We start from the raw sequence: 20,202 nt of genomic DNA on the forward strand, positions 1-20,202 counted from the left end.
TAGTGATGAAAATGAAATTGAACTAAACTCGGACTCTAGATCATTAATTTGAAACGCAGATGATAATTGATAATCAGTATATGCAATACCCAGGTACCCTGATAAGTCAAAAGATATTTTTTTTATTTTGTATAAATTAGTACCAATAGATCCCATACATTCATAAGCTCTTACCTTGTTGTCAATAGTATATTTCCCTGAATAATCTGAATAAGAAATTCTACCCCCTGTCGATCGAAAGGCAAAATTTACACCATAAGAATAATTTGCTTGTGGTATCTTAGTGGTAAGTTCATAACCAATATATCCCGGGAAATCATCAGTAATCTTAAAAGGCACATCCAAAGATGAGATTGCATCCATATATAACTCTTTTTGGAAATTGGACATAGATTTCATTTGATACGTTCCATAAACTGCATTTACAGATATATCAAAACCTTGTCCGACAGTTTCATTGAGAATAAAGAATGTATATAAAAGAAGCAATATTGTTTTGTATGACGACATCATTTATCAAGTAAAAACTCGAAATTACAAGAAGGATAATAAAATTTAATAGATTTTTTAACATTATTAATGATTGCAGAGATTTTTGACCTGCATATACTCATCATTAGTCTTTGGCATTAACCATGTTAATTAAGGGGTAGATTTCTTAACCTGAAAGCATCAAATAGTATAAATGACCAATGCGCCTTGCTTTTCTAACTACCCTTCACCCACAGGAATCTGAAAGAAGAAGCGGGAGCCTACATCGAGTTGACTTTCTACACCGATCTTACCCTGGTGTCTTTCTATGATTTTTGAGGAGATAAAGAGGCCTAACCCTATTCCTGGGTAGGTCTTATTGTCTATTTCGTCAGCACGATAGAACCTGTCAAACACCTTATCACGGTCAAATTTTAATAGACCAATACCAAAATCTTCAACAGTGAAGTGCAGCTTGTTATTTGCCGTGCTGGCACTAATCAGCACTCTGTTAGCCTGGGGAGAATATTTTATGGCATTTGTTAGGAAGTTAGTCACAACCTGAGCTAACCGATCTCTATCGCCATATACCTGAGCATTAGATTTTGAAATAATTTCTAACCTATGCTGTGTAGAGGTTACCTGCAGGTCTTCTACAACACCCTTTACCATTTGGTCGAAATCAAAGGTCTCCATCCTAAATTTCATCTTGCCATTTTCTATTCTGGAGATGTCGAGCAAGTCTGAGATGAGATCAGAAAGCTTATCTACCTGCCTTATCATCTTGTCGACCATAAATAGCTGCTCAGGATCATTGGAGTCCTGAAAATGTTGACCGATCAACTGAGTGTAAGCTTTAAGCGTGGTTATAGGCGTTTTGAGTTCATGACTAGCGATGCCTATAAACTCATCTTTTTGCTTTACAAGGTTTTCTCTTTCTGTGATATCGGTATGTGTCCCAAACCATTGAATAACACGGCCATCATCATCCATAATTGGTACAACGCGACATATAAAAGACCTGTATTTTCCATCTTCACTTCTGAGAGGAAATATCAACTCAAACATTTCCGATTGCTTCAGGGCATCTTTCCACTTATTTATTACCTCATCCAGCATATCCGGGTTGATCAACTTCGTCCATCCCCAGTCTTCTACGACCTCTAATGAAGTATTTGTGTAAGTATACCAACTAGAGTTAAACCATTTGGCTTCACCCTCCGGATTAGCTATCCAGCATAAAATCGGAATGTTTTCAGCCAGGGTACGAAATTTCTTTTCACTCTCTTTGACCTTATCTTCTGCACGTTTTCTATCATCAATATTTACTACGGAGCCAATAAAGCCATTGAATTTACCATCATTAAAATCTGGCAACCCTGTGGCCAGGTGCCATTCGTTAGTCTTATTATTCTTTTTTATGCGACATTCTAATTCAAATGGCTCCTCTTTCTTAAGTGCATTTTGAAATATCTGGAAGGAGTTTTCCTGATCATTTTCAACCAGGGCATTCAACCAACCTTTACCTAAACCTTCTTTAATGGTTTGTCCGGTATAATCGCGCCATTGTTTGTTTAAGTATGTGCAGTCACCCTGGTGATTCGTCATAAAAGTCATCACTGGTGTGTTATCTGTGATGGCTCTAAAGTATAGCTCATTGCTTTCGCGAATATTCCTTCTCAATAAATGCGAATGAAGTACCGATAGAAGCTCTTTAGCTGCAAATGGTTTAATCAGGTAATCGTCAGCGCCAGCTTCCCTACCTTCTATTATGGCTTCCTCTCCTGCCCTGGCAGATAGCATAATCACAGGTATAGCGGCATACTGATTATCTTCCTTCAGTTTTCTCATAAATTCGAAACCATCCATCTCTGGCATCATGATATCTGTGACAATGAGATCAGGAATCACATTATCTAGCACTTCTAAAGCATGAGCACCATTGGAAGCAAGCAAAACGTTGTAGGTGTTTTCAAGCAACCTCATAATATAACTTCGCATATCCTGGTTGTCGTCAACCACGAGTACGGTATGCTGTCGGGGATTATTTTTTTGATCAGCCAATCGCTCAACTATGGCATTGGGTGTGTCTATCCATTGCTCTGCCTCATTTACAAAAGCATCTGCCCCAATATTTGTTGAGGACAAATCGACTTCTTGTTGAATATGGTCTTGCGGTAAATGCTCTTTGCCCTTAAGTAGTGTTATGGTAAAGGTGGTTCCTTTGCCTTCTTTACTCTGCACACTGACTTCACCTTTGTGCAGCTTTATTAGCTCCCTCACTAACGACAACCCAATTCCTGAACCTTCAAACGACCTTGATTTTGCGCCTTCCACACGTTTAAATCTATCGAAAATAGAAGGCAGATCTTTCTCCGGGATACCTTCTCCGGTATCTTCGAAATCTATTTGCACATGGTCATCTTTATCTTTTACACTTACAGCTATATAACCCTCAAATGTGAATTTAAAGGCATTTGACATGATGTTAAGCACTATTTTCTCCCACATGTCTCTATCTACATAGACATCGCCATCTATATCGGGAGCATCTATTTTGAGCTCAAGATCTACTTTTTCCATGGCAGACCTGAAGTTACTTGCCAGCTCTGATGTGAAAGTAGATATATCGGTCGGGCTATAACTCGCCTGTATTCTTCCCGACTCTATTCTGGAGAAATCGAGAAGTGTGTTTACAAGTTTTTTAAGGCGGTTTGCATTTCGGAAGATCACATCCACTTCGGTGGAAATATCGCTTTCGAGAGACAGACCTTTTAAATCTTCCAAAGGCCCAAGCATAAGCGTAAGTGGTGTTCTAAACTCATGACTTACATTACTGAAAAACAGTGTCTTAGCCTTATCCAATGCTGCTAATTCTTCAACTCTTTTTCGCTCTTCCTCATAGGCCCAGGCGCTGGTAAGCACATTGCCAATCGCTTCACGGAGCATATGATAGAATGTGCGGTATTGATCATCTAACGCTCTACGGGCGCTTACACCTACAACTATTACCGCAAATGGTAATGTATGCCCCGACATCTGAATAGGCAGCACAAACATCGAATCCGGGTTTTCAGGATAAGGCCCAGCCTTCAGATTAGGTAGCATTTCAGCCAAATCGCCCTGTTCAGTTACACTACCAGTTTTAAGCAACTCAGAAATGCGATCAATATTTTGTTCTTTAAAACTTACTTCTTGTGGAAAAGCGTCTTGGCCTTCTTCAATTCCTGAACTCGAGAAGTGACTTATTTTCTCTTCTTTTTGATTTACCTTATAAATCACAGTAAACGGTAAATCAAGCTCATTTTTGGAGAGTGTTTTCTCAATTTGCTCATAAGCATCAGCAACTGATTTAATATCTCCTGCAAGGTCTCCTATTTCACGAAGTATACTCAATCTACGTTCACCAAGTGATTGCTGGGTCATCTCCGTTACTGGGTGGAATAAACCCACCACCTCACCGGATTCATCCCTTATTGGGCTAAATGAAAAGGTAAAGAACGTTTCTTCCAAATAACCATATCTATCTAAAAACATTCTTTGATTTTTGAGAAAGGCAGTTTTTCCATTGCTGGCACTTTCGAAAGCTTCACCTATTACAGGCCAGGCAGAAAACCAACATTCTTTAAAATCCTGCCCCATTGACTCCGGGTGTTTGGCACCACATATAGGCCAGTAGCCATCATTATAGATTTGGGTACGATTTTTACCCCAGGCGATACTTATCGGGAAGTTAGAACCCAAACATAGACTCACTGTAGTACGCAAACTCTGTGGCCAATTTTCAGGAGGACCTAGAGGTGAATTAGACCAGTCTTTTTGTCTGATATATTTCCCCATCTCTCCACCTCCGTGAAGAAAGTCTTTTCCTTGTGTCTCTTGATTGGTTTCTTTCATGCTTTTTTAAAAGTAGCTCAAAAACAAGTAAAACCAAAAGCAGATAGGTATGTTTGGTGAGCTTGTAAAATAACATTTTTTGCAACGAAGCACATTGATATTTCCAACATTGATATGGTAGTAAATAAAATCTTAAGTATTTGATTGTATTGGAGTTACCTTTGTCACGCGCAGGTTATAGTTAAATAAATAGCCACCGGACTGTGCCATTTTAATTAATCTTTCCTCCAACACTTAAAAATTACCGCCAAAGGTCATTTATTTGTAACATGGCATACCAAAACCGAAAACTATTTAAGGCTACACTTATCTTTTTAGTTGTGATAGTAGCAACATCAGGTCTGTTGCTAGGGCTCACATACACCAAGCAAGATGAGATCGTGCAGGAAATGATAAGCCGTCTTAATCATGATTTTAAAGGCCGGTTAGAAGTTGGAGGTAGTCATATTTCCCCATTTGCAAACTTTCCATACATCTCTGTAGACCTGGAAGATATCTCTGTTTATGAGAATAAATCTGATACAAGCGAGGTGCTCATGCACGTTAATGACACTTACCTGGGTTTTGATTTTTGGTCGGTACTAAACGGTAGTTTTGAGGCTAAGAAAGTAAAGTTAGAAAAAGGTTTTCTAAAACTTATACAGCACACAGACGGCTCTTTTAATCTGGTAAATGCCTTGTCTACAGAAACGGCATCCAATGAGTCAGGCACTCTTGACAGTGAACCAGTGCATCTTGACCTAAGGTCGATAGAACTTGTAGATATCGACATACTAAAATTGAATGAAGCTAGTAATGTATTGGTCGAGGCTTATGTTGAAAAAGGCCATTCCAGCTTTAAAACCGATGCCGATCAGCTAAACATTTCTCTTGATAGCAAATTTCTATTCAATCTGATTGTTGACAATGACACTTCTTTTTTACACGATAAGCATGTGGAGCTTCAAACGAGCCTTCATCTTGATACAGAAAGCAACGTACTCAGGATAGACCCCTCCGAGGTTTTTATAGAAAAAGCACTTTTCCTCATGGAAGGTGGCATCGACATCGACAATAACATGGACCTCGACCTTCAATTTAGAGGTAACAAGCCAAATTTTGATCTCTTTTTAGCATTTGCTCCACCTGAGCTCAACCCCCTGTTGGGCAGGTATGAAAATAAAGGTAAAATATACTTCGATGCGTTGATTAAAGGCCCGTCAATCAACGGAAACTCTCCTCAAATTGAAATAGACTTTGGTTGCTCCGATGCTTTCATTCATAATACAACTGTTGGTAAAACAGTCAATGACCTTTTCTTTAAAGGCCACTTTACCAACGGAGAAAAACGGAATACCACAACGATGGAGCTTTCGATTGAAGATTTTTCTGCTAAACCAGAGACTGGTATTTTTAAAGGAAATGTGGCCGTCAAGAATTTTGATTCACCAGAATTCGATATTCAACTCCTTTCTAAATTTGAGCTCAATTTTCTGTTTAAGTTTCTAAATATCACCAATCTTGACAGTGTCTCTGGAGGTGTTTCTTTAGAAATGAATTTTCATGATGTAATCGATCTCACGCAACCAGAAAAAAGTATAGAAAAGCTTAATGAATCCTATTTTACCAAACTGGAAGTGAAGGATTTGAATGTGCTCAGCTCGGTGTATCCTCTGCCGGTAACAGATATTAATATAAAAGCTGAAATGGACGGTCATAAAGCGATAATCGAGCAGCTTGATTTTAAAGTAGGGCAATCAGATATAGCAATAAAAGCTACGGTTTCAGATCTGCCCGCCATTTTACACCATACCGATATGCCGGTGGAGGCTGTCATGGACATTAAATCTTCACTGATCGATTTGAAAGAGCTCACTGCTAATGAAAATGACTCTATTGCAGGTATGGATGAACAGATTAAAGACTTTTCGATGAAATTGAAATTCCTTAGTTCGGCAAGAGCTTTTACAGAATCTCCCAACCTGCCACTGGGGGAATTCTTCATCAATCAACTGCATGCCCAGTTCACTCATTACCCTCACGAATTACATGATTTTAATGCCGACATATTTATAGACAGTGCAGATTTCAGAATCATAGATTTTACCGGAATGATTGATCAGAGTGACTTCCATTTTACGGGTAAATTGAAAAACTATGACCTTTGGTTTGCCGAAGAGCCAATCGGAGATACCAAAATTGACTTCAACCTTCGGTCTGATTTACTACAACTGGATGATCTGTTTGCTTACCGTGGAGAAAACCATGTACCAGAAGATTATCGACATGAGGAATTTAGAAACCTGCGATTACACGGCATCGCTGATATGCGTTTTGATAGGAAACTATCAAGTACTACTATTGATATCGATCAGTTGGATGCCACCATGAAGGTACACCCCATGCGCTTTCAGGATTTTAAAGGGTCAATTTTTGTGGATAGCTCCCAACTTGTGGTTAGCGATTTTGGTGGTACCCTGGGCAACTCCAGCTTCAAAGCTGACATGACCTATTACTTTGATGCTACAGATAAAGATCGAATTCACGAGTTTAGCTTGAAAAGTGATAGACTCGATTTTGATCAACTGTTTGCCTACAACCCTCCCCCAGCAGATAAAACTATGACTCCCGAAGACCACGAGGCGGGTTTCAATATTTTTGAAGTGCCTTTTTCTGATATGAATTTCAATTTCAATATCTCTTCACTCAACTATCATAGATACCTGCTTGAGGATTTTGTTTTGCAAGGACGAATGCAAGCTGATCACTACTTATATATTGATACCATGGCACTTAAAGCTGCTGGTGGTGAAGTAAAGCTCAAGGGATATTTCAATGGCTCAGACCCGAAAGCCATATACTTCAGTCCTGATATGGTCATAGAAAATGTGGATTTGGATAAGTTACTTTTCAAGTTTGAGAATTTTGGACAAGATCATCTGGTGTCAGAAAATCTACACGGGAAGCTATCCGGAACCTTGAAGGGAAAAGTACATATGCATGCGGATATGGTGCCAATAATTGACGACTCAGACTTGCACATGGAGCTCAACGTTGTCAATGGGAGCATCAACAACTACTCTGCGTTTGAGGCTTTATCGAGCTACTTTGCCGATAAGAACCTTTCCAACATTCGGTTTGACACCCTCAATAACACACTTGACTTAAAACAAGGTACGCTTTCAATCCCTAACATGAACATCAATTCAACAATTGGCTATTTTGAAGTGTCAGGAGAGCAAGGCACCGATTTATCCATGGAGTACTATGTAAGAGTACCCTTGAAAGTGGTAACCAGAGCTGGTTTCAGTAAGTTATTCGGCAAAAAAGACCAGAACACCTCAGATCAGGTAGATGAAGTTGAATATCGAGATGAAAGTAAGAGAACAAGATTCTTGAACTTGAAGATTGAAGGTACTCCTGAGGACTATAGCATAAGCTTGGGCAAAGACAAAGACTAGGCAGTTTATCGCCTTATTACCTAGACCTAACGTATCATTATCAACTCATGAATAAAAGTCATCTTTTTGATTACGGATTGGTTAATAGCGAAAGGGTTAACATCGGGCAGGCCTATAGAACGATTAATGGCATTGGCTGCAAACAACAATGGAATGCATAACTCCACAATCTGGACTTGCCATGTCTACAAAACCCATGATGGGTGCGACTTGTAAGCCAAAAAAAAAGGCCGTTTCTGTTACATCCACGACATATACATTTCGCATGAATAATAATACCGGAGAGGTGGTGTTAATTGATGTCAATTCTATACTAAAGAAAAATCCTTTTGAGACATAAAATTTCTTTTATAATCGCATCTTTAGAATGTAACATTCATTTTACTTGTGATTATTAAAACATGAAATACCTCTTAACCTTTTGCTTAGTATGCTTACTGGGCTTTTCATCCAAAAGTCAACACGAAAGTTTCTATGGATCTAAATGGTTGGAGGTATACCGGCTTGAGGTAAAAGAACTACCAAAGTCAGCTCTGGAGATCGTAGATTCCATTTATAATCATGCCAAGGCAAATAACAATGAAGAGCAACTGATTAAGGCTTTAATTTATCAGTCTAAGTTTGCCTTAACTCTTGAGGAAAATGCGGAACTCAAAGTGGTTAATCGCTTTAAAGAGGAAATACGTCAAAGCTCAAACCCATCAAGGGGCATCCTTCAAAATTATTTGGCCAAAATCTATTTCGAATACCTCCAGCATAACCGATGGCAGCTATTTCGGAGAACGCAAACCAAAGAAAAGATCGATACCACTGATTTTCGAACCTGGGATCTTCAAACGCTTTTAGCGGAAGTTAATCGACAATATCAACTTTCATTAAAACCGTTCGAAGAGTTGAAAAAGGTAAGAGGATCTTCATATAACTCTTTAATCAACCGGTTCGATTCAGTAGATCAATACCGGCCTACCCTACTCGACATTCTTGCCCACAATGCCATTGAGTTTTATAAAACCGGATACTCGGGCTACTACACACAAAGTGCCTATAATTTTAAATTCGATAAAAACCATTTTGGAGATCTGGAAAAAATTAACCTCCCCGAAACGGATACAATACCTGAATTGAAATTGCTCCAACTGTGCCAGAAGCTATATAAATATCATCTGAGCAGGAACGATACCAATGCCTTTGTAAAAGTTGATCTCGACAGGTTGGATTATGTTTTTTCTCAGGTCAACCAACAGGAGTATCAACCAAATTACTTCAAAGCACTTGATCATCTTGAAAAGATCTCAGCAGGTCACGGAGCTACTGCTTTGATTGACTTCGAACGAGCTAATCAATTCTATAGTACAGGGGAAAAACCGCGTGCTATGCAAATCTGCGATGATGTGTTAAAGGCCTACCCAAATACTGACGGTGCTGGACATTGCCTTACCTTAAAAAAACATATTGAAACCAAAGAATTACAAGTAACTGCAGAGCAATTTGTAGTACCTCAGAAGCATGCTAAAATCCTGGTTGAATATAAAAATATCGACTCCCTATATCTCAAAATTTACAAACTCACACAACAACAAGAGGTATCATTCACCAGCATGCTTTCGGAATACGAAAAAGCCAAATTATTGGAAAAATTACCTGTCTTTAATGAAAAGTTTATTCGTCTAAAAGATCCCGGTGACTATGAGCAACATTCGACAGAAGTTGCTATTTCTCCAATGCAAAAAGGAGCTTACGTTGTGCTGCTTTCGCTAAAGCAAAAAGCATCTAAGGATATATATGCTTATGACCTTATGCAGGTTACTCAAGTAGCGCTATTGGAAGCCACACTGAATAATGAAAAGCGTTTTCAGGTAGTAGATCGGTTTACAGGAAAACCTGTGGAAGGTGCCCGGATACATGTAAGACATAATCCAGAAGCTAGTTATGAAGGTAACTTCGACAGGCTATTGACAACAGGAATAAATGGTTTTGTAAGTCTTCCTCAGGGTGATTCTTATATCCCCATTTTATTGGATGTTTATCATGATGGCGATTCAGTGGACTTTGGATCGTCTTATATCAGCCAGAGATACAAAAACAGAAGTGACCACGACAACAGCGACTATGTCACAGCCAAGGCTGTGCTATTTACTGACAGAAGCATATACCGGCCAGGACAAACACTCTATTTCAAAGGTATTTTATTAAAGAAGAGGGGAGATGAAACCAGCTTGCTGACCGGTGAATATGTAGAAGTATATTTTGAAGATGTAAATGGTGATGAGGTCGGTTTTTTAAGACTAAAAGTAAATAAGTACGGGTCTTTTAGTGGAGAATTTAAGATACCGAGTCACAGCCTCACCGGGGAGTACTCACTTTATGCAGATATGGATTACGAGGAAGACAGCAAGTTTTATGATGAGGTCATGGATGATTTCTTATGGAATGAGCTTTACATAAATGTTGAAGAATATAAACGCCCTACTTTTGAAGTTTCCTTTAATTCTGTAGACAAGGCATTCAGCGTCAATGATACTGTAAGTGTGACCGGGAAAGCGGAGTCTTTCAGCGGAGCCAATATCAGCAATGCCAAAGTTGTCTACAGTGTTCAGCGTGTAGTGCAATTTCCTCCATGGTACGGCTGGGGTCGATGGCACTATGACCCTCCGGTAGAAATCACTTCCGGTGAAACCACTACCGATAATGAAGGAAAGTATGAGGTCAGCTTTATGGCGCTACCTGACAATGAGATTGACAAAGCTTCTTTGCCTGTATTTAATTATGAAATCACCGCTGTAGTAACGGACATAAATGGAGAAACACATGAAGCCAAAACAAACGTAAGGGTCGGTTACCATCAGTTAGAAGCTGTTATAACTGTCTCTGAAAATATAGATATAAACCAAATCGATAAAGCAAGTATCTCGTATCAGATCACTAATTTGAACGGACAGCCCGTTTCCGCCAAAGGAGAAATTACCATTTATGAACTCAAGAGGCCCACTACCCCTTTACGCGAGCGGCCATGGCCCGCCCCGGACCAACCTGTCATTTTGGAAAACGAGTTTAATAAAATGTTTCCGCACGAACCCTATAAAAATATAAGCACGTGGAAAAACTGGCCTAAAGGAGAAAAAGTCAAAACTTTTGGATTTGATTCTGCTTCGGCAGAATTGGGCCTTGAAGAAGCCTCACTGGGCGTTTATTTGGCCGAACTTGCTACCACAGATGACAAAGGAAATGAAATTAGAGCTCACGCTTATTTTAAAATATATGATTTTAAGTCTGACAAATTAGCGGATAATCAACTCTTTGAGATCAAAACAGATAAGCCTGTTTACAATATTGGAGATAACGTTCAGCTTAACATTGGCACAGCAGCTCAGGATATGGTAGTTGTGATTGATATCGACAAAGGCCATAAAATTGTAGAAACACATGTTATTCACCTATCAGATGAGGTAAAGACTGTGGCTATTGATGTAAGTAAAAGTGATACCGAAGGATTTGCCGTTCATTACTACTATGCCATCTACAATAGCTATCAAAGTGGCACTAAGAATATTTTTGTTAACAGGGCAGACGAAAACATCCAGATTGAAACAGTTACTTTTCGCGATAAAATATTACCTGGTGCTGAGGAAACATGGGCTTTTAGAGTAAAAGGTACTAATAAAGAGCGTAGAGAGGTAGAAATGCTAGCCTCGATGTATGATACTTCGCTCGATCAATTCATACCACATAAGTGGAGCTTTGATCCGCTACCCAAATCAAGGTACTATGCTTACAACCCAAATAACCAAAACAGTTTTCGTACCACTCGGTTTAATCTTCAGAATACCTGGAATAGTCATCGCTATTACCGCAAACCCATCGATCAGCATAGTGGTTTAAATATGTTCGGTTTCAGCTTATCAAATAAGCGGGCCGATCAACTCTATTTGAAAAGATTGCGCAATTACGACCTGCAGCAGGTTTCAAAAGTAAACCTTAGTATGAACTCCGATCATCCGAAGGGCTATGTATACGGTACGATCACTTCTGCAGAAGATGGAAGCCCGCTACCTGGAGTAAATGTCCTAATCAAAGGAACAACCACCGGAACAGTGACAGATTTAAGTGGTCAATATACCATTGTCTATGAGAAGGGAGACGAACTGGTTTTTAGCTTTATAGGCATGACTTCTGAAGTGGTAAAGCCCGATGGTCAAAATATAGTTGATGTGCAAATGGCGTCTGACGTGCAGCAGCTCTCTGAAGTTGTGGTGACAGCTTATGGGGAAGTATTAAAATCAGAAGCAACTGCCGCAGTTGCGGTAGAGGAAGTACCTGATACTGAAATGTTAGCGGGAAAAATACCAGGAGTAGATGTTAGTGCGGGAGGAGTAGCAGTCCAACAAATTAGAATCCGAGGCAACAACTCGCTTAATGGCAACCGCCTGCCCCTTTATGTAGTGGATGGCGTTATCGTTTCTGAATCTGATATTTTAGCTGAAGACCTCGCTTCCGTTGAGGTTTTAAAAGGAGAAGCCGCTACTTCATTATATGGTGCTAAGGCAGTCAATGGCGTAGTGATTATCAAAACAAAGTCCGGTCAGAAAAAAACGGATGAGCTACTCGCTAAAGTTGAAGCCCGCAAAGATTTAAGGGAAACAACGTTTTTCTATCCCCATTTAGAAACTAATAATAAAGGTGAAATAACTTTTAAATTCGATACACCCGAAACACTTACGCGTTGGAAACTTCAGTTACTCGCACACAGTAAAGAATTAAAAGCAGGTTATAAATCACTTAATACAATAACTCAAAAAGAATTGATGGTCGTGCCAAATGCACCGCGCTTTTTGAGACATGGTGATCAAATAGAACTCTCCACTAAAATAGTGAATATCACAGACCAGCCTCAACAGGTAAGGGTCCGACTTTCTTTGTTCGATGCTGAAACAAATGAGGAAATTACCCGTGATCTTATTCAACTACAAATTATGGATGTTCAGGTGTCAGCGAAAGGAGGAAATACGGTTGAATGGTCCTTTAAGGTACCTGAAAATTTCAACGCAATACTGTATAAAATCGTGGCCACCAATGGCACTTATAGTGATGGTGAGCAAAAGATTATACCCATTCTGTCTGATAGGCAATTGGTTACAGAAACACTGCCCATGACCGTAAAAGGAAATTCCACTAAGCAATTTGAACTGACAAAACTGATCAATAATAAGTCAAATACTTTAGTGCATCACAAGCTGACCTTAGAGATCACCTCAAACCCCATCTGGTATGTTATTAAATCTTTGCCGTATCTTATGGAATATCCCTATGAATGCTCAGAGCAGACTTTCGCAAGATTATATGCCAATTTGTTGGCCAAAAAAATCGTAGATGATAACAAAAACATAAGATCTGTTTTCAATCGCTGGAAGTCTTCAAACGCCTTGATCAGCAACCCCCAAAAAAACCAAGACCTGAAAGCATTATTAATTGAAGAAACACCCTGGTTGCGGGAAGCAAAAAGTGAGGAAGAGCAACAAAAACGGATTGCGATACTCTTTGATATTGATAAAGTAAGTGAGGAATCTGAGGCCTCCTTTAATAAGCTTTATCAGATGCAATTGAGCTCAGGTGGCTTTCCCTGGTTTAGTGGCAACCATAATCCTAACCGCTACATTACGCAGCACATAATTGCCGGGTTTGGTCATTTGGAACATTTAGGTATTAAACCACAATTCCTAAATTATGATTGGATGATAAAGCAAGGCATAAAGCACCTTGATAAACAAATTATAGCGGACTATAAAGAGCTAATTGCTGATTCTACTTCAGTTATCGATGAAGAAAGACAGCTAAGCGACATTCAAGTCCATTACTTATATACAAGAAGTTTTTTCGATAAAGAGCAGTCGGAAGAGCTAAAAAAAGCGGTGGATTTTTACACTAATCAAAGTGCTACTCACTGGACCGACTTTAACTTGCTTTGTAAAGCAATGATCGCCCTGGTTCAATTCAGGAAGGGAAATGTCGCTATAGCACATGATATAATCACATCACTGGAAGAGACTAGTATTTTGAGTAAAGAAATGGGCATGTATTGGAAAGCGAATGATGGCGGTTATCGGTGGGTCGATGCTAAAATAGAAACACAGGCACTTTTAATTTCGGCTTTCAATGAAATAATGAGTGATACATCTAGCGATAAAACAAATATAATAAATGAGATGAAAAACTGGCTTTTCAAACACAAGCAGGTTAACCAATGGCCCACCACCAAAGCGACTACAAAAGCCATTTATGCAGTATTGCTAAACGAAGACATAAGCGAAGCCCCAATCAAAACCGTGAAAGCACAGATTGGTAACCAGGTTATTTTGTCTGACAATATTGAAGCCGGAACAGGGTATTTCAAAGAGCAATGGGATAATGAATCGATCATACCTGAGTTGGGAAAAGTAAAACTCTCAAATGAAGGTAAGAGCCCTGCGTACGGCAGCTTATACTGGCAATACTTTCAAGATATAGATGCAATTACTTCTGCTTCTACCAAGGCTATACAGCTGACAAAAAAAGTGTTTAAGGTCAACAGAAATAGTCAAGGTGAAATATTGAATGAAGTCAACGATTCTACAACATTGAATCTAGGCGATTTGCTCAGAATTAGAATTACGCTAAAAACTGATCGAGATATGGAATTTCTTCACATGAAAGACCAGCGCGCTGCTGGTCTGGAACCTACAACTACGCTGTCAAAGTATAAATGGCAAGAAGGCCTCGGATATTACCAAGCCACCAAAGATGCTAGCACAAATTTCTTTTTTGATAGAGTTCCTAAAGGCGTTTACGTTTTTGAATACGATCTGCGCGCAAATAATAAGGGATCATTTATCAATGGCATTACCACGATTCAGAGCATGTATGCTCCTGAATTCATGAGCCATACTAACGCAATTATCTTAAATATTGAGTCTAGATAAGAAATAACGTAAAAATTTCTAATTGAGAATAAGAGCTAAAATTAAAAGAAGTGCATAGCCAATAATACAAGCAGTGGTAACGGTGATTCTTGTCGGTATATCTTGCATGCTCGTTCTCATACATCAATATAGACAATACCTATGTATAATATTTTGACATTTATTATCTGCTACATGCTTAATTTAGGTTGAGTGAGATTAAGAAGAGAATTCGATCTAATGCACTTGGAAATTCACCTATGAGATTAGGTAAAATTAACTAAAGGCTCTTTTTTATCCATTTACATGGATTCGCCCGTACAAACCCAATATAAATTTCTTTAATTGCTCATCTGTAGCATAAACAACCCCCTGTTCATTCATAAAAGCTGTATCGGGGTTATTGAGGTGTAGATCCTGATCATGAGCATTTGAAATTTGAAGACCTAATTCTTCAAAAAACAAACGTGTAGCTGCAAAATCCCATATGCTACCACCTCCTTCTTCTGGCTTGGGAAATTTAAAATAGCACGCATGGCCAGCAAGCATCACACTTACCGCATTTCTCACGGCTCCAAATCCTTTATGAAAAGAAACATCAGCCAGATTGTGTTTTTTGCTCCACTTTTTAAGCTCTGTTTTTATAAAATCGAAATTTTTATGAGCAGCTAAACTTCGATCCATATACACATTTAAAACCTGAGAATCCTTATTACGACTTATTGGCAGGCCATTAAGCTTTACTCCCATTCCTTTGATTGATGTATAAGATTGTTCTACATCAGGAATGTAAACCACACCGATAACAGGATCTCCACTTTTCGAAACCAGAGCAATGGAAACTGAATACCCTGAGTGACCTCGGGTGAATGATAAAGTGCCGTCCAGAGGATCCACACACCAAAAATGTGACTTTTTAAGCCGTGATTGATCATCAGCAGACTCTTCAGTGAGCAGGCCTAAATCGAACTCATCAATAGACGGTTGCATATGCTTAATGATTATTTCCTGGGCCTTAATATCTACTTCTGTAACTACCTGAGACGCAAGAGTGCTACCTCCATCTTTATGTAGTGTTTCGTGCTGTTGGTTAAATTGAGATTGAATATATTCACCAGCAGCTTTTGCGGCTGTTTCCGCTAAAGCACAAAGGGAATGTAAGTCTTCGTTGTTGAGCATCAACTTTGATTTAATTCTTCAATTACTTTTTGCGTTAGCCTTTTGCTATAGTCATGCATCTTCCAATGACCTGGACTCCAGCCGTCTAAAAATCGATAAAAATCGGCCCATGCGTAAGGATATAAAGCCAACCACTCATTCTTAACCAACTGAAAATCAATACTTTTATCTAACATTAATTCAAGTTGGTCGAAATAGTGATCCAGTAATTCTTTTTCATACTTTTCGCACTCACTTTCTTCAAAACAACTGCTAATAAAATAGGCCACGTCTTTGATACCACAACCACCACCTACGTATTGAAAATCTACAGCTGCAACCTTCCCATTTTCACTAAAACAGAAATTGGCAAGCTTGGCATCTCCGTGTACTAATGTCTGATATTGAGCATTATATAATCGCTCATCAATGCCTTTGGCCGCCTTTTTAAGTGGTAGATTTTGCATTTTCCCCCATTCATCTGGCCTGGTATCGTAATGCCAATAAGTACCGATAGTCCAAAGTCCATCCGGTTTTGTATTCATAAATTGTGCATGAAAACTGGCGAGCCAGGAAAGGCAGTTTTTGGCATCCTTAAGTGTGACAAGATCAGGATTTAAGCGTTTAGGGTAACCACTAGTGTCCAAATCCTCCATGATGAGCAAGAGCTCGTCTCCCACTTCCACCGCATGAAAACTTTGTGGAACGCGGCAATGATCATTAGTCTTGTCGGCATACTGCTGATACCAGGTGCGCTCTACCTGGTATGACTTGAGCTTCCGCTGATGCGAAATGTTTGTATTCCACCCCCGTGGGTGCTTGTGTTGATTAGGATAATGAATATGCTTAACAATCACGCTGGGATGAGTCCCACCTTTTAAATTATACCTTTTAATCTCACCATATCCGCTCCACAGCTCTTGCACTAAGGCCGTTTTTGTAATTTCATCTGCTTGAGTTATGTTCAGTACTATATGCTCAATATCCATGGGCCAAATCTGATGTTTTTTAATCATATGATCAAAGTTTTAACAAGGCTCTGATCATCAGGTTTCTTGAAATACCTTGAATCGTATCACTTTTTTAAGCTTAAGAACGTTTATACTTCAGAATGAACAAATTAAAGATTGATCAACGTACAGTTTATTATAAAAAGGCTTTTGCAGCCTACCAAAGCTGGTGTTTTGAAATGAGCAAAAAACCAAGCCTGCTAAACCAGGTAACCAAAGGCACACAACACAAAATCAATAATCTAATTCCTGAGAAAGTACACCGTGTAATAACAAAAGCCATTAAAGAAATCACGCGGGGGGTATTGTTTGGGGCAGGATATACTACAATTCATCATTTTCAGGAAGGTAAATTTGAATTAGCCGAACAGAGAGCACTCAAGCAAGTTGACATCTACTCATCCTCTTCAGCTGTGGAAGGTGCTGTAACAGGTTTTGGTGGGTTTTTAAGTGGTCTTGCTGATTTTCCTCTTTGGCTTTCTCTTAAAATGAAAATGTTGTTTGAGATAGCTGCGTCTTACGGGTTTGACACAACCGATTACAAAGAGAGGCTTTATATTTTACATATTTTTCAGCTTACTTTTTCTAGCCAGAAGAAGCGTGTAAAAACGTTTGAGATTATGAGTGATTGGGAAAAGCAAAAAGACTTATTACCCGATGATATCAATGCCTTTGACTGGAAATCATTTCAACTGGAATACCGAGACTTTATCGATCTGGCTAAACTGATTCAACTTATACCTGGAATAGGAGCCATAGCTGGAGCGTATGTGAATCATCGGTATACAAGAAAACTCGGAGACAATGCCATAAACGCCTATCGCTTAAGGTTAGAGGCATTTAACAAACAAGTAAAAAATATCGCTGGTAGCTCCTAAGACTCATCAGAAATCGTAATTTTCACTATTAAGGTTTTTAACTCAACTTTCGTTACATGAGAGCCACTTCAGCCTTCAGTCATGAAGATGTCAAATATTTTAATTTCGGGTATAATCCGATAAGTAAGCCTACCCTATTCTCTTTTATATTCTACATCGATGGCCTTCTGATAGATACCGGTCAGGCCAAAATGAGAAAACAAATACAACAAACATTAGCTGAGCTGGACGTAGATCAAATATTCATAACCCACCACCACGAAGATCACTCCGGTAATATTGAGCCTCTCAAAAATCAATTTGATTGTCCCGTTTATGCTCCAAATAAGTGTTGTGATTTAATGAAAGCCCCACCACCTTTGAGTTTTGCTCAAAAATTAGTCTGGGGTTCCAGGCCAGCATACCGTGAGCTCAAACCGGAGGATTATCAAATTAAAACCAATCAATACAACTTTGAGATCATTCCGATACCTGGTCACGCCCCGGATATGGTAGCGCTTTTTGAGCGTGAGAAAGGGTGGCTTTTTTCTGCTGATCTCTATATAAACGCATACATCGGTTATTATTTAAAGGATGAAAGCATTGCTCAGCAGATACAGTCGATCAAAACAGTACTGGCATTAGATTTTGAAGTAATGTTTTGCAGCCATAACCTGCACTTTGATAATGGAAAAGAAGTGTTAAAGAATAAACTGCAATATTTGCAGGACTTTAGTGGCAAAGTTGTACGTCTACACCAGCAGGGCCTGAAACCAAAAGAAATTTTTAAGTCACTGGGTTTAAAAGAGCATGGATTTATCAACCTGATTTCTCACGGTGAGCTCTCTAAACTCAACATGGTGAAATCTGCAGTAAGAGACTACGAAAATGGCTCTCTGACCTAACCTACCTTACTTTCAGTATACAAATCATAGGCCGCAATCAGTGCTTCCCTGCCAGTAGCATTATTATATCGCTCATAGCCTTCCACAGCTTCTAGTTTTTCTGCATAAATAGGTTTGTAGGCATTGTCATAGGTATCCCAGATCACGAGCATATAGCGGTAACCTATATTGTTGTCTCTACCTTTTTCAAGCCATTGGTGAAAGGTTTCTTCTGCTAAAGCTGCAGGAAAAGCGGCACTGTCTTACATATGATAATTTAAGTTTCATTACAAAACTAGGATATTAAAAAGGGAATGTAGAAAATAGGTATCTCTATTATTTTAATAAAACTTAACTTCTTGATTAAACCTTCGATTCTTATTTTCATCTAACCGGTCGAAACTATATTCAAAACCTTAATCTTATCAATTATGAAAAAATTTGTGATAGCACTCATGGTTATAATTGCAGGATTTGCTGCTCCTGAGATAGCCCCTCAAGCCGAAGCGCAGGTACGCTCAGAAAACCAGATCAGACGAGCCAAAAAAAGAAAAATCAAAAGAAGAACGCGAAGAAGAGTACGCAGACGGGTTGCCAGAAGGGCTCATTTTGCCTATCGCCACCTGCCAAGATATAGAGCGACAGTCGTAGCTGCACCAAAAGGAGCCATTTTAATAAAGCGAGCCGGTACAAGTTATCATTATCATGAAGGTATTTTTTACAGACCGGCAGCCTCAGGTTTTGTAGTGATAAGACCAGTAGTGGGCGTACGTGTGAGAACCTTGCCCGCTGCTCGAAGAAGAGTTGTAGTAGCCAATCAATCCTATTTCTATTATTATGGGAGTTTTTACAAAGAAGTAGATAATGAATTTGAAGTAGTGGATGCACCGGAAGGTGCCATGGTTGATGCCTTACCTGATGGCTACGAGGTTGAAGAAATTGATGGCACTGAGTACTACGTGCTTGATGATGTATATTATCAGGAAGTGGAAACTGATGAACTGGAAGACGGAATTGGCTATGAAGTAGTGAAACTCTAAGTTTACTGCACTTTCCAAAAGTATAAGAGGCTGTCTCAAAAGTTGTAACACAACTCTTACAGGTCATTCTGACGAAGGAAGAATCTTACTAAGTATATCGCATGATCACATTTTGTTAGTAAGATCCTTCGAAAATCAGGATGACTCACCTTTTGAGACGGCCTCGTTTTTATTCCTTATCCCCTGAGGAACAAAAAGGTAGCTTGGCACCTTATATTGAGAACTAAGGTGATTTATATGAAACTTATTACAACCTTAATATTCTCACTCTTTAGTATCACTGCTGTTGCTCAAGGCACCTTCTTTGTTACATTTCAAAGTGTTGATGGAAAATCTAATGTGGTTGGTGCTTCTACCTTTGAGGGGAAATTTGTGCGTGATCTGCCAAGGTCTACAGATCGAAATCTGGCCTGGTTTAAAACCAGTATTTCAAATGATGGAGACGCCACTGATTTAACAGAAAGTGTAATCAAACCCATATTGGGCAATCCCTCACAAGGTCACAAAGTATAC

The 20,202-nt window shown here is 39.1% G+C and carries 13 protein-coding genes; 7 read left to right on the plus strand and 6 right to left on the minus strand.

What is annotated here, in order from left to right:
- Positions 1–390, minus strand: a 390-nt coding sequence (locus E1176_RS17810; protein ID WP_222933176.1) for a hypothetical protein, incomplete at its 3' end; no start/stop codon positions are given.
- Positions 391–711: 321 nt separating this feature from the next.
- Entirely contained in the window at positions 712–4,368 is a 3,657-nt protein-coding gene (locus tag E1176_RS17815) for an ATP-binding protein (RefSeq protein WP_155212404.1), read from the minus strand.
- A 269-nt stretch (positions 4,369–4,637) separates the two neighbouring features.
- On the opposite strand from E1176_RS17815, the gene E1176_RS17820 reads away from it, so the two are divergent.
- Positions 4,638–7,808, plus strand: a complete 3,171-nt coding sequence (locus E1176_RS17820; protein ID WP_155212405.1) for an AsmA family protein — start codon at positions 4,638–4,640, stop codon at positions 7,806–7,808.
- A gap of 26 nt (positions 7,809–7,834) precedes the next feature.
- On the opposite strand, the gene E1176_RS21490 is transcribed toward E1176_RS17820, so the two are convergent.
- Positions 7,835–7,975 carry a putative zinc-binding metallopeptidase gene (locus E1176_RS21490; RefSeq protein ID WP_155212406.1) on the minus strand — a complete coding sequence of 47 codons (141 nt, stop codon included), beginning with the start codon at positions 7,973–7,975 and terminating at the stop codon, positions 7,835–7,837.
- Between E1176_RS21490 and E1176_RS20795 the strand changes: the two genes are divergently transcribed.
- Both E1176_RS20795 and E1176_RS17830 read left to right on the plus strand, forming a co-directional pair.
- Positions 7,957–8,148, plus strand: coding sequence for a hypothetical protein (locus E1176_RS20795; protein ID WP_185152870.1), 192 nt, complete (start codon positions 7,957–7,959; stop codon positions 8,146–8,148). The two genes, E1176_RS21490 and E1176_RS20795, sit on opposite strands and share 19 nt — an antisense overlap.
- A 61-nt stretch (positions 8,149–8,209) precedes the next feature.
- The gene (locus E1176_RS17830; protein WP_155212407.1) at positions 8,210–14,761 is read left to right on the plus strand and encodes an alpha-2-macroglobulin family protein; all 6,552 of its coding nucleotides are present in this window, start codon (positions 8,210–8,212) and stop codon (positions 14,759–14,761) included.
- A gap of 273 nt (positions 14,762–15,034) precedes the next feature.
- On the opposite strand, the gene E1176_RS17835 is transcribed toward E1176_RS17830, so the two are convergent.
- Both E1176_RS17835 and E1176_RS17840 read right to left on the minus strand, forming a co-directional pair.
- A complete protein-coding gene (locus tag E1176_RS17835; protein ID WP_155212408.1) occupies positions 15,035–15,919 on the minus strand; it encodes a 3'(2'),5'-bisphosphate nucleotidase CysQ family protein in 885 nt (294 codons plus the stop codon).
- On the minus strand, positions 15,919–16,914 hold the full coding sequence (locus E1176_RS17840) for an ecdysteroid 22-kinase family protein (protein WP_246206132.1): 996 nt from the start codon (positions 16,912–16,914) through the stop codon (positions 15,919–15,921). Before E1176_RS17840 ends, E1176_RS17835 begins: the two co-directional genes overlap by 1 nt.
- A 95-nt stretch (positions 16,915–17,009) precedes the next feature.
- Here E1176_RS17840 and E1176_RS17845 point away from each other — a divergent pair, with 95 nt between their 5' ends.
- Together E1176_RS17845 and E1176_RS17850 are read left to right on the plus strand one after the other, a co-directional pair.
- Positions 17,010–17,786, plus strand: coding sequence for an EcsC family protein (locus tag E1176_RS17845; protein WP_155212409.1), 777 nt, complete (start codon positions 17,010–17,012; stop codon positions 17,784–17,786).
- A 56-nt stretch (positions 17,787–17,842) separates the two neighbouring features.
- Complete coding sequence (locus E1176_RS17850; RefSeq protein ID WP_155212410.1) at positions 17,843–18,670, plus strand: MBL fold metallo-hydrolase; 828 nt, start codon at positions 17,843–17,845, stop codon at positions 18,668–18,670.
- Here the strand turns inward: E1176_RS17850 and E1176_RS17855 are convergent.
- On the minus strand, positions 18,667–18,822 hold the full coding sequence (locus tag E1176_RS17855; RefSeq protein WP_185152869.1) for a hypothetical protein: 156 nt from the start codon (positions 18,820–18,822) through the stop codon (positions 18,667–18,669). The two genes, E1176_RS17850 and E1176_RS17855, sit on opposite strands and share 4 nt — an antisense overlap.
- 258 nt (positions 18,823–19,080) lie before the next feature.
- On the opposite strand from E1176_RS17855, the gene E1176_RS17860 reads away from it, so the two are divergent.
- Both E1176_RS17860 and E1176_RS17865 read left to right on the plus strand, forming a co-directional pair.
- Positions 19,081–19,689 carry a DUF6515 family protein gene (locus tag E1176_RS17860; RefSeq protein WP_155212411.1) on the plus strand — a complete coding sequence of 203 codons (609 nt, stop codon included), beginning with the start codon at positions 19,081–19,083 and terminating at the stop codon, positions 19,687–19,689.
- A gap of 237 nt (positions 19,690–19,926) precedes the next feature.
- Positions 19,927–20,202 (plus strand): hypothetical protein (locus E1176_RS17865; protein ID WP_155212412.1); only part of this gene is annotated, 276 nt, incomplete at its 3' end.

The sequence above is a fragment of the Fulvivirga aurantia genome, assembly GCF_009711475.1.
Classification (GTDB): Bacteria; Bacteroidota; Bacteroidia; order Cytophagales; family Cyclobacteriaceae; genus Fulvivirga; species Fulvivirga aurantia.